The sequence below is a fragment of the Paraniabella ginsengisoli genome, assembly GCF_022513635.1.
GTDB classification, from domain to species: Bacteria; Bacteroidota; Bacteroidia; order Chitinophagales; family Chitinophagaceae; genus Niabella; species Niabella ginsengisoli.
This window is the reverse complement of record NZ_JAKWBL010000001.1, coordinates 1,939,795-1,953,898: the sequence shown is the minus strand read 5'-3', so window position 1 is coordinate 1,953,898 and position 14,104 is coordinate 1,939,795. Positions and strand designations below refer to the sequence as shown.

General features: G+C 37.9%; 13 protein-coding genes. 9 read left to right on the top strand and 4 right to left on the bottom strand.

Features of this window, described 5'->3' with window-relative positions:
* Nucleotide 1: 1 nt before the first annotated feature.
* Genes MKP09_RS10535 through MKP09_RS10520 form a run of 4 tightly spaced genes read right to left on the bottom strand, consistent with a single transcriptional unit; the run spans nt 2 to nt 2,442 of the window.
* Nucleotides 2-700, bottom strand: a complete 699-nt coding sequence (locus MKP09_RS10535; protein ID WP_240828376.1) for a triple tyrosine motif-containing protein — start codon at nt 698-700, stop codon at nt 2-4.
* Nucleotides 661-1,494 carry a ligand-binding sensor domain-containing protein gene (locus MKP09_RS10530; RefSeq protein ID WP_240828349.1) on the bottom strand — a complete coding sequence of 278 codons (834 nt, stop codon included), beginning with the start codon at nt 1,492-1,494 and terminating at the stop codon, nt 661-663. Before MKP09_RS10530 ends, MKP09_RS10535 begins: the two co-directional genes overlap by 40 nt.
* Nucleotides 1,458-2,090 (bottom strand): ligand-binding sensor domain-containing protein, encoded by a 633-nt coding sequence (locus tag MKP09_RS10525; protein WP_240828347.1) that lies wholly within the window; start codon nt 2,088-2,090, stop codon nt 1,458-1,460. The genes MKP09_RS10530 and MKP09_RS10525 overlap by 37 nt, the downstream gene beginning before the upstream one ends.
* On the bottom strand, nt 2,002-2,442 hold the full coding sequence (locus tag MKP09_RS10520) for a ligand-binding sensor domain-containing protein (RefSeq protein WP_240828345.1): 441 nt from the start codon (nt 2,440-2,442) through the stop codon (nt 2,002-2,004). Before MKP09_RS10520 ends, MKP09_RS10525 begins: the two co-directional genes overlap by 89 nt.
* Before the next feature lie 515 nt (nt 2,443-2,957).
* Here MKP09_RS10520 and MKP09_RS10515 point away from each other — a divergent pair.
* From MKP09_RS10515 to MKP09_RS10475, 9 genes are read left to right on the top strand one after another with little or no spacing between them, the layout of a single operon-like run.
* Nucleotides 2,958-5,948, top strand: coding sequence for a Plug domain-containing protein (locus tag MKP09_RS10515; RefSeq protein ID WP_240828338.1), 2,991 nt, complete (start codon nt 2,958-2,960; stop codon nt 5,946-5,948).
* 18 nt (nt 5,949-5,966) lie between these two features.
* A complete protein-coding gene (locus MKP09_RS10510) occupies nt 5,967-7,049 on the top strand; it encodes a RagB/SusD family nutrient uptake outer membrane protein (RefSeq protein WP_240828316.1) in 1,083 nt (360 codons plus the stop codon).
* 14 nt (nt 7,050-7,063) lie between these two features.
* Nucleotides 7,064-7,498, top strand: a complete 435-nt coding sequence (locus MKP09_RS10505; protein ID WP_240828314.1) for a RagB/SusD family nutrient uptake outer membrane protein — start codon at nt 7,064-7,066, stop codon at nt 7,496-7,498.
* 15 nt (nt 7,499-7,513) lie between these two features.
* The gene (locus tag MKP09_RS10500; RefSeq protein ID WP_240828301.1) at nt 7,514-8,194 is read left to right on the top strand and encodes a fasciclin domain-containing protein; all 681 of its coding nucleotides are present in this window, start codon (nt 7,514-7,516) and stop codon (nt 8,192-8,194) included.
* A gap of 4 nt (nt 8,195-8,198) precedes the next feature.
* Complete coding sequence (locus MKP09_RS10495) at nt 8,199-9,224, top strand: DUF5007 domain-containing protein (protein WP_240828299.1); 1,026 nt, start codon at nt 8,199-8,201, stop codon at nt 9,222-9,224.
* Between the two features lie 40 nt (nt 9,225-9,264).
* Complete coding sequence (locus MKP09_RS10490) at nt 9,265-10,074, top strand: TonB-dependent receptor plug domain-containing protein (RefSeq protein ID WP_240828297.1); 810 nt, start codon at nt 9,265-9,267, stop codon at nt 10,072-10,074.
* A 2-nt stretch (nt 10,075-10,076) separates the two neighbouring features.
* Nucleotides 10,077-11,183 (top strand): SusC/RagA family TonB-linked outer membrane protein, encoded by a 1,107-nt coding sequence (locus MKP09_RS10485; RefSeq protein ID WP_240828290.1) that lies wholly within the window; start codon nt 10,077-10,079, stop codon nt 11,181-11,183.
* Between the two features lie 20 nt (nt 11,184-11,203).
* Entirely contained in the window at nt 11,204-12,418 is a 1,215-nt protein-coding gene (locus MKP09_RS10480; protein WP_240828282.1) for a SusC/RagA family TonB-linked outer membrane protein, read from the top strand.
* An 11-nt stretch (nt 12,419-12,429) separates the two neighbouring features.
* Complete coding sequence (locus tag MKP09_RS10475) at nt 12,430-14,058, top strand: RagB/SusD family nutrient uptake outer membrane protein (RefSeq protein ID WP_240828279.1); 1,629 nt, start codon at nt 12,430-12,432, stop codon at nt 14,056-14,058.
* Nucleotides 14,059-14,104 lie beyond the last annotated feature (46 nt).

The window sequence follows — 14,104 nt, the reverse complement described above, 5'->3', positions numbered from 1 at the left end:
GTTACGTTGGTAAAAAAATCAAGTTTGTTTTGATGCAGGATATCTTCTTTTTTAACAATTCTTTCAGGTAGAAGAAGCGGATAATAAAAAACAAAACGGTCGTTCCAATAAGTACATATATCAAATATGCCCACCAAGTTCGCCAGAACGGCGGGTGTATCACAATTGATAGCTGTTTGGTGGCGCCCCATTTACCATCATTATTGGCACCTTTTACTACCAAAGTATAATGGCCCGGCTTTAAGTTCATATATGTAGCGGCCGGCTTGTCTGTCGTGTTCCACTGTTTATCAAATCCTTTGAGAATATAAGCGTAAGTATTTTTCTCGGGTTTTATATAATTAAGTAAAGCAAATTCTATAGTAAAAACGTTTTGGTTATAATTAAGTTCGAGTGCTTCAGATGCATTTATACTAATGTCGTCTGAATGATTCATTGTTTTTAAACTCGTAAAGACAATTGGCACGTCTGTGGTATTCGACAAGAAAGAAGATGGATCAAAACTTACAAGACCATTATAACCACCGAAATAAAAGCGCCCGTTATTGTCTTTAAAATAAGCGTTGTAATTAAAAGTATTAGAGGGAAGACCATCTGCTTTGGTATAAGTTTGAAAAGAGCGGGACAGGGGGTCAAATTTTATTAAACCACTGGCTGTGCTTAACCATATATATCCTTTTCGATCTTCCAATATACCCAATACATCATATTCCGGACCTGCCTTTTTAAAGGAATAAGCGTACATATATTGAGTTGCAGGATTGTATTTTTTAGTCCTCCGTTTTCTATCCCAAGCCAAATATTTCCATTCTTATCTTCCGAAATACTGGTAACATGTGAGATTTTTGAGGGTGTGTTAAGCATTGAACAAACAAGGGACTCAATGATTTTATGATCGCTTCTTACAACGAAAAGTCCGTCAGATGTCGTAATCCAAATATTCCCTTTTGAATCAGGGAATATTCTTTTAATATTTCTACCCGCAAGTGCCTTCCTGTTATATTCTTCGCTAATATCGGTAAGGTTTATACCTGAGCGCTTATAGATCTTCAGATCCTGTATTCCTCCCTGAATTCCTAACCATAAACGCTGGCTGCTATCTTCAGCAATTGTTGATATTTCAGAATTTAAGAATGCAGCACTTTCGGGATGATAAAAATATTTTATAAATCCGCCATTGCGGTAAAGATTTAGTCCACCAGCGTGTGTGCCCACCCAAATATTACCATCTTTATCTCTGAAAATTGTTTTGATCAGATTAGAACCAAGTCCATCGGGCTGGCGAGTATAGTAAGTAAAATTTTTAGACTTGCGATCATAGTAATTAAGCCCACCGCCTTCAGTGCCGATCCATAAATTACCGACATTATCGGAAATAACGGAACTCACAACATTGTTGCTCAACCCGGATGAAGTTCCATTATTTTGCCACACCTGAAATTCGGAGGGAAATGGGTTTACCAAATTAATGCCGCCAAAAAAGTACCCACCCATACATAATTATTTTTATCAATAAAAATACTATGTACAGAATTTTGACTTAGGCTATGCTTATTTTTGGGATTGTTCTGATAATTTTCTATTACTTTTTCCTGCCAGTTAAGCTTGGAGATACCTTCCTGAGTTCCTATCCAAACATTACCGGCAGAGTCAGATTTTATCGTTCTGATATTATCATTTACAAGGGAAAGATTAGTTGAATTTTTATTGAATCTTACAAAACGCTCTGTATTCCTATTAAAAAGATTGAGCCCCTTGCTTTGAGTACCTACCCAAAGGTTGCCAAACTTATCGATATTAATAGCTGTAACAACATTGCTACTTATGCTTGTCTGATCCTGCTCATTATTTTTAAAAGTCTTGTACTCCCGTTGGCCATTTACAGTTTCAATTCTGGTCAACCCGATATTGGATCCTATCCAAATCGTTCCATTCTTTTCCCTTACAATACATCGCAGATTTTTATTTTGAATAGCCAGACTGTCATACCGGCCAAATTTTTCAAATACAAAAGGATTTCTTTTTTGAGTAAAAAATACCTTTGTTTGTTGCCAGCCACACATTTGATGCATCATCCCGGTAAATTGCATTTGTGCTGAATTTATAAATATCGCTATCTAATTTAACCTGAAAATAGGTATGCTTGTTGAAATCATAAGCAACTAATCCATTGTTCATGCCTATCCAGAGCAAGTCGTCCTTATCTGTTTGCAACGCAGTAATATCATTTTCGCCTGTTACAGATTTATCTATTGTTGGGGGATGATATAGCTTAAAGTCCTTCCCATCAAATCGATTTAGGCCATTTCTTGTACCTATCCATATATAACCATACTTGTCTTCGCAAATGGAATAAACCGTGTTTTGTGATAAGCCAGACTCGGTTGTCCAGCTGTTAAAAGAAATCTTTTGACTCTTAGCCTTGGAAGCTGTTGCTACCAAGCCTAATATGCAAGTAGATAAAAACAGTAGTTTATGAAGGGCATTATACATGTCTGAGCCGAAAGCTACAAAATGTTAGTGATTTACAAGCATAATGATAAATCAAAACCATTTATTGTATAATAACAATAATTGATTGTCAACGTATTATGATTCTTGTTAGAATAACCCCTATTTTATTTAAGATTTCACCCTGCCATTTTTTTATACCCATTCTATATTCACCAACAGAACATTGAAAGCCATTTATAGCCGGCCCTTACATGTTCTGAACTGATGATAATAGATTGCTTTGGGGTTTTTCGTAGTAATCTATTTATGATGCTTTTGATATTTTTTGCCAGATGAAAAAGTATGAGAAATTGGAATTGCAACAACTAACAGTTTAAGACTGCTGATAATTAAGGTATACTGTGAGGAAGAAAGTATCCGATGCTTCTATGCATCAGGATTCGATTTTATCGATGCCCTGAAACTGATGATTATAGACCATTAAAAAACATTGCTTTTATAAAATGAGACGATTATTATTTAGATTACTGCTTGTATGGTCTTGCCTGGCTATTGATAAAGCTATAATAGCTTCAGAGGAAACAACTGCTAAAAGCTTTACCGGCTTAAATACAAAGTGGCTGTATATAGCAAACTCTACTGCGATTACTGATACCATACCCGGGGAGACAGCCAATGTTGAGGAAGTAGATACTATCGTCTATTATAATGTAAATCCTGCTTCTTTTAAATTTTCTTACGACACCATCAATACTAAATTAATTCAGTCTGTTCCAAATATTACAATTGCACAAATGGTAAAAGGAGCTGCTTCCGGGGTATATGTTCAAGAGGTCACCGGTGAACCCGGTTCTGTTCATCAAAATATATATATAAGGGGTGTAAGCCGCCCGTTGTTAAACCAAAAAGACTTATATCTTTCGCAACCTGCCATATATATAAATGGTATGCCTCTCATTCAAGACAATCCATATGTATATAATATTCAAACTTATAATGTCAGTCCTATTGGTCCGGCAACAGATTTGCTAAGCATATTGGAGCAGGATAATATTGAGAAAATAGACGTTGTAAAAGACTTTAAAGATCTGGGTGTGTTAGGGCCCAGGGCATCCAATGGCGCGATTTACATTACTACTAAAAATGCAAAACCCGGTGAAAAACTACTTTCAATAAATAGCTATTTTGGATATGCACTGACGCCGGCGATAAATACCACGAATGCCTATTCCGATAAGAATTTTCGCCTTCCTTTTTACTATAAATACGGCTCTTCCGCTAATTTGAGTTCGTTGCCTGCCTATTTGAGCGATTCGTCCAATGCTGATTATTATGGAGCATCTAACTGGTCAGATCTATATTACAAAAATGCGCCTGTATATAACATTAATGCCAGCCTTACAGGTGGCTCAGGGCGCTCTAATTTTCGTGCGTTTTTCGGCGCTACCCAAAATGCAAGTACTGCTAATGCAACTGATCTTAGACGATATGTTGGATCGTTTTATATATCAATGGTGCCCGCTAAATGGCTGACCGTTTCAAGTATGGTAAGTGGTAGCCTGCTAAAAAGGAATCGGAACAGAAGTTTTACAGACAGATTTGCCGAAATGAGATATTTGCCTTCAATAGCAAATCCGATCCCTCCTAATAAAAATGTTTACCAAAGATTTACTGACATTTATGAAGGCGACCTTATTGATGATAATCTTACTTCATCTGTACAAGGATACTTTTCGCTTTCAGCTAATATCGGAAAAGCGGTTAATACGGCACGGATGTCGTTCGATTATAACGAGGGGAAAAGAGATGTGTTTTACCCCAAAGCTTTATTTAGCGGCAATAATTATGTTTCCAATTATTTCGGATTTAACCAGCGATTTGTTTTAGAAGATAAAATTGAATATACCCATCGTTTCGGAAACGCTTCTTTGATGAATTTAAATGGTGGATTTAATTATCAAGCAGATATCTCCCGATATAGTTACATACAAGGTTATAACGGTCCCGATGATGTAAAGCGGATTGCGGAGGTTGACGGAACTACAACCAGTTCTGGTTACTTAGTTCATAACGGCTATTTGGTTAGTGGTTATTTGGATAAGATTCAGCAAAGGCTGATCTCTTTCTGGGGAAATGCCCGATACAAGATGGATAACGGTTTAGAAATAGGAGCATTGTTGAGGAGTGACGGTAGTTCTTCAATGCAACCTAATCATAGATGGTTTGTTTCTCCTGTTTTTGATGTTAAGTATGATATAGTAAAAGACAACGTGGGCTTCCTGTCGTTAATGGACTTACATGCATCATGGGGAAGAGTAGGCGATCTCGTTTCGGATCAATCGATAAGCGCAGGCCCTCAATATGTACCACAATTAAGCTGGGGCGGATTTCCATTAGCTAGCTTTAATGGTTATGGTACGTATACCAGACCTTATAATAATGCCTGGATAGGATATGATATTCCCTGGAGTTATGCTGAGCAATTTAGCATTGGTACACAATTGTCATTTCTGAATAAAAGAATTTCTCTGAAAATTGATGTCTATAACAAGGACAATAAAGACCTGACCCTCACGGTTCCAACTACTGCTGAAAGTGGTTATACATATGAACTGAAATCCGGAATGCATGTAAACAATAAGGGCCTTGACTTTACTATTGACGCGCATATTGTGCCTATAAATGACAATGGCTTTGGTTGGAATGCAAGCCTGAATGGAACGTATAATCAGAATAAACTAAAAGCTTTACCGGATGGTAGTTCAAGTATTATTTTGAACGGACACAAACTGGAAACTGGTTTTGCTGTAGACGCTTTCTGGTTATTGCAAAACGAAGGAATTTATAATAACAGCTCAGAAATCCCAACGGGATTTACCTATAAGGGACAAGCTTTTAATGCCGGAGACCCGATATGGAAGGATATTGATGGTGACAATGTAATCAATGATAATGACAAGGTGCTAAAAGGTAACGCACTTCCTAAATTTTTTGGCGGTCTTATCAACCAGGTCACCTATAAAAAGTTTGACTTAAACTTTCATTTACAATATGCCCTGGGACACTATATAATGAACCAGGAGGCTGCTAATTACATGGATTTTATTACCAGGGATAACTCAGAAAGTCTTGATGCAATTAAAGAGGTCACATATTGGGAAGACAGGATCAATACTGGCAGCTATCCTATGTATAATCCTTGGAGCTCTGTAAATGGCTATCAGGTAAATCAAGATCTATTCCTGGAAAAAGCCAACTATCTGTCATTGCGGTCAGCAACTATAGGATATAAAATGATCGGTAAAAATCAGCTGGGCTTTGGTAAGGCAAAAGGATTTCGGGATCTGTATCTATACATTACTGGAACCAATCTATTAAAATTTAGTCCTTACACTAACCGCGATCCTGAGCTGGCTAATTATTATGGTTATGACAACGGCTTATCGCTACCGCTTACAAAAAGCGTAATTGTTGGTATTAAACTTAATCTGTAATCCTTACGAACAAATAAAATGATGAAAACGGTAAATAAAAATTTTTACGTTCTTGTTTTTATGCTGCTATGTTGTGGGGTATCATGCAATAAAATACTGGACATTGAACCTTCCAACACGATCAATGAGAAAAATGCATGGAAAACCATAACAGATTCGCGCTCCGCTCTTTTAGGTAGCTATGGATTAATGCGCGCTGCGCTTGCAGACAACGAAGCAAATTGGATGTATGGTGAACTGCGCGAAAGCGCTTTTAAATCAGTAACGCGTACCGATTTAAAAGCTGTGATTGACGGAAAATTAAATCTTCCTTTTCCCTTATTGGAAGATGTTTCCAACTGGCGGAAATTTTATGCAGTTATCAACAGTAGTTTTTTGTTTATCGAAAAATCTGGACAGGTCCTGGACTCAGATCCACAATATACGAAGCTAACCCATGAGGTAGATGTTGCACAAATGAAGGCATTGATTGCTTTGTCTTATTACTATTTGGCAAGAACATGGGGTGATGTACCTCTGATACGTCAATCTTATGATGGACAATTCCCTAAAATTCCCCGATCAAACGTATCGGCAGTTTTAGCTTATGCAGAACAATTATTGAAGGAAGCGGCGCCGGTATTGCCGTTCATTTATGGATCTGTGAACGCTGAATATTTTTCTGGTTTATATTATGGTAGTTCAGATTGGTCGGGCGATCTGATGACAAGACTTACTGCCTATGTGTTGCTGGCTCATATTGCTGTACTTGATGGAAGGTATCTTGACGCATCTGCTTACCTTGACTTTGCGCTGGCCAACTCTTCAAAATCTAACTTAACAACTTCAACAACAAGTATACTGGTATCTGCAACAAGTGGCGTGTTTTCTAATACTAACTATAAACACATTTTAGCATTCGGAATGTCGCAAGAAAAAATGGAAACCACGCCAACCGGGCATATTGAAAACCTAACCTTGGGTGCTCCTTTTATTCAAAGAACAAACCCTCAGATATATGTGTCAGCAGAAGATATCGCTACGATCTATAACGAAGGCGGTGATGAGCGATACAATATTGATGCAGATGGTACTGTTAGTAGTCTTTTTTTAGCAACCTGACGAGTGACTATCCCTTGTTTACTAAAATAGCGATTGTTGGGCCGTTGGCGTCAACTGGCGCTACAAACAGCAATTCAGTATTTACTGTATATGGTTCACCTATTGTTTTTAGCCGTGCAGAAGAGGTCATTTTGTTGCAGGCTGAAACAAAAGCGGTATTGGGGAATACAAGCATGGCCCTCGATCTATTAAACCTTTTACGGGTCGATAGAAAATTAAGCCGCCTTCCTCCAACAGTAGATGTTGTTGATGAGATATTCAAAGAACGCAAAAAGGAATTAATAGGCGAAGCGTGGCATTGGTTTGATCTGATTCGGTATAAAAAAATTAAAAACAACGATCCTGAGTTTAATAATCTAATTACTAAAGGAGGTATTTATTGGCCGGTTGCGCAAGAGGTGTTGAATGCGAATAACTCATTGGAGCAAACACAATATTGGAAAAATTAAACATATATAACTGTGATGAATTGTATTTTTCATAAAAAGCGATTTTCTAAATTTTGGGTGTTATTGATTGGTGTACTCATTTTGAACTCGTGCCAAAAACCAGGTGGTAATTACGATTTTGTTAATACAGAAAATACCTACAGTGGCAGCACTTATAAATATATACAATCTAAGAAAGGAATATACGATTCCCTTGTGAAGGCAGTAGATCGTATTTCATGGTTGAAAGACAGCTTAGACAAAACGGATGTGGCCTTAACATTATTTGCACCATCGAATGCAAGTTTTCGGCTCATTATGTCCACCCTGAATATATCGCGCACCAGTCTTGGCAAAGAGCCTCTTTATATAAATGACTTGGATTATAACAATCTGGATTCAATCTTAGCCAGGTATGTAATTCAGGGGAAGGTCACCACTTCAGATATTCAATTTGTCGATGGGCTTCCACTTTTGTCTATCAATTACGGATACCGTATGCACTCGCAGAAAACTTATAGTGAGGCCATGGGATTTGAACAGGGAGGGCCTACTAATATCATCTTCAGCGATACAAAAAAATCCCAGTTTATTAGAGACTGGATACGTTCCGAAACTAATGTAGTAAATATTATTACGCAAAATGGCGTGGTGCATAGTTTGGAACCAGAACACGAGATCGGTTTTGGTGAATTCATTAGCAGATTTAACAAGTAGAATTATGAGAATCAAAATAATACTCAGTTTATTTATTGCGGTCATATTCGCATCGGGCTGCCAGAAAAAATATCTTCCTCGGGATCTCGATTCCTTCAGTCTTGAGTCATCTTATTCGCAGGTATTGTTTAATCCCATTCTTGGAAGAAATTTAATTTACAATAATATCTTTCTGGACAATGATAATTCCTCAAAGCCATTAACTTTCAAACTTGTCAATGTACGTACCTATGATGGCTTGCCAGCGCCAGAATTATCAGCTGCCTTTCCGGTGTACGTTTGGAAACAACAATACACAGGTGATGAAACTTCATTGCAGGAAATTGAATCCAAAAGGGCGTTGGAAGATCATTCCTTTTTGGAGGTCAGACAACATTCTGGCGATATAATTTTTTGGGGAAATAATGATGTGTTGGCGCGCTCCGTAAAATCAATGCCAGACTCTGGTTACAGGTTTGATATCCAGGTTAGTAATAGTGGCGGAAGTAAGGTTATTAAAGATTTTCGGATACAACCTTATATTATTAGAGAGTATGAGCCTAATAATGCAGATCTGATCTCTGGCTATGCGTCTACTGACTGGCTGAATCCTTCTTCCGTTACTAACATGATAGGAGATAGCACAGAAACACCTTTGTTTGCTTCTAACGTTCTTGTATCTATTCATAAACTATCCAGTCAGGGATCGTCTTTAAAGATTTCTTTTATCGATCAGAATAACGAGTTTATTGACCCTTCAAAATTTAATCTCACAGACTGGCCAAACCTGCTGCATGGATTTAATATACAAAGAACATCTACCTATATTAAGTATGATGTCGCTTATCCGATTCCATTAGTAGAAAGAAGAACAAAATATACAACTGTAGACGGCCGTTATGCACATCTTAACTTTAGCTATTCACGGCTAACCGCTGGTGGTTTAAGACAGGTATCCAATATGCTTTTTGATTTTGCCATTTATACAAAAGGTGATTGGGAGATTATAATATCCTTCCCTAAGGAATCGCCAAAGTTTGAGAACGATTAACGACGAGAAAATTTTTCCAAAAGATCATAATCATATTTTCATGAAATTAGTACTTGCTGCTTTATTCTCTTTATTAAGCCTGTGTGTTATGTCACAAACTACCATAACGATAAGCGGAATTGTTAAAAGCAAAGACATCAACCAACCTGTAAGTGGTGCCACTATCAGTATTGGTAAAAATGAAACTGGTATTGCTGTTACCAATGAAAAAGGAGAATTTACGGTTAGCGTACCATCGAAAGCTACACTCATTATTTCCTTTACAGGATATGAAAACGAACGTATCAATGTAAATGGCCGATCATTCATTGAAGTTATACTAACTGCAAAAGAAGGCAGTATGGAACAGGTTGTTGTACAAGGTTTTCAAAAAAGACAGAAACAATTTAGTACCGGTTCAAGTGTAACCATAAGTGGTAAGGACATTCAGGATATTCCGACTTCTAATGTAATGGAGTTGATGCAGGGACGTGTGGCTGGTGTTAATATTCAGAATACTACAGGTACGCCAGGCTTCAGTTCTTCAATTTTTATTCGAGGTGCATCGAACGCCAATGTTTCAGGCGGTGGTAATGATGCGTTCCTTTCGCCTTCTTCACCATTATTTGTAATAGACGGTGTTCCCTTTGATCCCAACACCAACTTTGAATATGGATTTAATCAGGGTGGTCCTGGCATCAGCCCTATTTCATTAATTCCGCCAGAAGATATAGAAGAAATGTCTTTCTTAAAAGATGCAATGGCAACTTCTATTTATGGATCACGTGGCGCCAATGGTGTAATTGTAATTGCAACCAAAAGAGGGCGTTCTAAAAACCTATTATCACCTATACCGGAAATTTTGTTTTAAACGTGCCCCCGGAATTAAAGAAAGTGTTGGGTGGTAAGGATGAAAGGGCCATAAAAATAAAACAAATATTAGAGAATGATTCTACATTATATGCAGGCCGGGACAGGATAGATGAATCTCCTTTTCTAACAGACTATTTAAATCCTTATTATAATAATTCCACTAACTGGCAATCAATATTTATAAAGCCACAGTTTAACATGACGCATAATGTTGCTGCGGCTGGTGGTGATACTAAGTTTAACTATAAAGCTAATCTCTCTTATTACAATGAAAAAGGTATTGTGGCCAATACAGGATTCTCAAGATATACAATGAGTATGAATACTGAATACATGCCTACTACTCGATTTAGATTATTTACTTCGATAACAGCCTCATTGGGTAATCAAAATTTGGGCAGTGGTACGGGTATGATGCAGGGTGGGGTAGCCACTGCCGCATCTGCAAGTTCACTATTACCTCCTCCTTCATTTTTTAGTGGTAATACAACAGCATTAGGCGTTTCTCAAACTGATAATGAGAATAAGTCTGGAAGATTAGCAGCTAATATCGATGTCCGTTACGAATTACTAAAAGGGTTAAACCTGCAAAATAACCTGAGTTATGATTTCACTACAGACAGAGCTAACAACTTTACACCTGCTGCAGTGAATAATAATTATTCATTAAGATATGCATATGACAGTCGTAGAGAAGGCCTCAACAACAGAAGTTCTTTAAATTATACAACTACATTTGGTGAAGATCATTTGATTAATGCGTTTGCTTTTTCTGAAGCCAACATCGAAAAGTTTATGGCTAAAGCCCAGCAGCAGTCTGGAACCCCTAACGATCAATATGAAGGCCCTCTTGGTTTTATATCAAATTTTGAACGCAGGGGAGGTGTATTAAATAACAACTACGAACGAAGGTTATTGGGTTATGGTGGTACATTTCAGTACAACTTCAGAAAGAAATATGTATTAGATCTTAGCTATCGGTTAGAAGGCAGTTCTACCAATGGACCTAATCAACCTTATGTAAAAGCACCTGCAATCGGGGTAAGATGGAATTTTGATAAGGAAAAATTCATGGAAAGTTTGAGTTGGATTGATTCTCCTCCGTAAGAGCTAACTGGGGTAGAAACATGGTGCCTTCGGGAACAATATTTGACGCTTATGGTCGCTACGTAACTTCAGGCCAATATAATAATAACCCATCAACCGGACTGAACTGGGAATATTTGCCTAATGTCGATCTTCTGCCGAGGATCACCACCGGAATGAGTTATGGACTTGAGGCAGGTTTCCTGAACGGAAAATTCTCAACTATACTCGAATCTTATTATAATCAAATTGACAATGAGATTTTCAATATCGAAATAGCCGATCACAATGGTTTCCAAAAATATAAAACAAACTATTTCAGCCAGGTTAATTATGGGTATGAGTTTACTTTTACCTACAGACCAATAAACACTGAAAAAGTTCGTTGGAATATTTCTGCTAACGGAGGTTTTAACAATAATATACTTACAAGGTTGCCTAATGATACAAGACAACTAATCGATGAAGATCCAAATGCAGTTGATGGAATAAATCAAAACATACTTAAACGTCTCGGAAGAAATGCCAACTCAAACGTATTGTATCATTATAGAGGTGTTTTTCCTGACGATGCCTCAGTGCCGGTAGATCCGTCAACAGGGTTTCCTTATTACACACTTGATGCAAGTGGAAACAAAGTGTTTTTCAAGGGAGGCGATCCTTATTGGACAGACTTAGACGGCAACTATATTCTTGATGAAAGAGACATGGTGGTTGCGGGAAATTCATTCCCCAAATTCACAGGAGGTTTTCAGTCTATGGTTACTTATGCGGCTTTTACATTATCATTCAATGTATCCATAACTGCGGGACGAGATATACTTAATAACTCATTAGCACAAAGGCTGGCCAGTTATAATAACCCTCTGGCTTCACAAAATGACGCGGCATTAGTACCTGTCGGCGATTATGATTTCTGGCAGGGTCCTGGAGACGCAGATGCTACATATCCCAATCCATATGACTTTACAAGAAGTGAAGCCATCAAACCATTCCGGTTTAACCAAACTCTTTTCCAGGAAGACGGCTCCTATGTTAAACTTAACACAGTGACGTTGGGGTATAATGTTCCAAAAGAAAAAACATTGCGATACGGTATCAATTATTCCCGAATATATTTCACGGCAAATAACGTGTACACTTTTTCACAATATTCAGGACCCAATCCAGAGAATGTAACAGATCTGGGTAGAGACAGATCAGATGGGTATCCCATACGGCGCTCTTTCACCCTTGGCTTAAATGTTCAATTTTAATTAGTATAAAAATGAAGACAAAATATTTAGTGTTATTGGGCCTTTTGTTAACTGTTGTGGCCGGTTGCAAAAAGTTTCTGAATGTAACTCCATTGGATGATCTGTCGGGAAATAATTTTTGGGAAACCCAGGCAGATGTAGAAAGTTTTACAAACGACGTGTACCGCATATTCAAAGATGAATTTGCGATGAAAAGCGCTATTCTTTTTATGGGAGATGTTAGGTGCGCTCCTGTAACAGTGGGAGCTGCATATCCTCCTCGTGGTGATGTAGCCTTTCTGTCTAAAAATGATCTTAAAAGTGCAATAGCTGCTGATGCCAGCCGTACTAGTCCTACTTATGATGCGATAAAAGAATGGTGGCAAAGAAACACTCGTTGGGATCTTGTTGATGATTGGTCGCCCTTATTTAAAGTAGTTCAGGCGGCTAATATACTATATGAAGAGGCACCAAATGTTCAGGAAAAAGACGCAGGCTTATCTGATAAAATTGTAAAACAATATCAGGCCGAAGCCGTATTCATGCGGTGTTTGTCTTACTTCTATTTGATAAGATTGTATGGCGATGTGCCTTATTTCACAAATGCTTATAACGAAAGTTCTTTGCCGCGGGCCAGTCATGTTGAGGTGGCAAAAAACTGCATAGCCGATCTTGAAAAGCACAGAGCAGATTTGCCATGGGCCTATCCTGATCCCACATACAGAGCGATACGTGCAATGCAAAGCAGTGCGCTAGCGTTAGAAATGCATCTGAATATGTGGTTGGCCGGTTTTGATAAAACCAACGCGCTTAGTTATTATCAAAAGGTAGATGAATTAGGTGATGTATTATATAACGAAGGAGAGCTGGGGTTGGGTGTGTTAAGATTATATCCTATTGATCAGATATTCACTGTATTTCAGGGAAGATCGCAAGAGGGTCTTTTCGAGATTCCTCAGAATGTTAACTATGGCCTTTATCCTCAAAACCGGAGAATGACCTATGCAGGAACTGTGATATGGGAAAGTAACTTAACAAATAATAGTGATGCAAATAGTTTGGAAGACAACGTTGAGATGAATTATATGAGTAATTATCTGAAAACATTGTATCCTGAAGATCAGGCAGACGAACGCATTAAAGCCTGGTTCACATTCAATAATACCAATACGATGTATGCGGCCAATTCGCAGATGCTTAAATTTTACAACATTGCTTTAGGGCCTAAGGGTGGTGACAATGCGTTAAGTAATAACTATTTTATATTTCGTTATCCTGATGCTATTTTACTACAGGCCGAAGCGTTGGCTTCCATGTCCGTTGCCGGAAATACCGATGGCTCTTCATCTCCCGCATTAAATGATAAAGCGGCTGAATTACTTAACAGAATTAGATCAAGAGCCGGAGCTCCTGCTTTTCCCGCCAACCCTGGCGACGGAGATTTATTAGACGCTATTTTTTATGAAAGATGTAAGGAGCTAATGGGCGAAGGACATTATTATTATGACATGGTACGTAGTGGTAAAATTTATAATCCAAAATATAACTACACCAACAGCATGTCCTATGGCCAGTTTTTACAAGGTGCCTGGACCTGGCCTATCAATAAAAAAGCGCAGACGAGCAATCCATTAATCCAATTAAATAATTACTGGAACTAATTAGGAGTACGCTATAAAATACATCTGGTAAAACTCAAGAAAAATA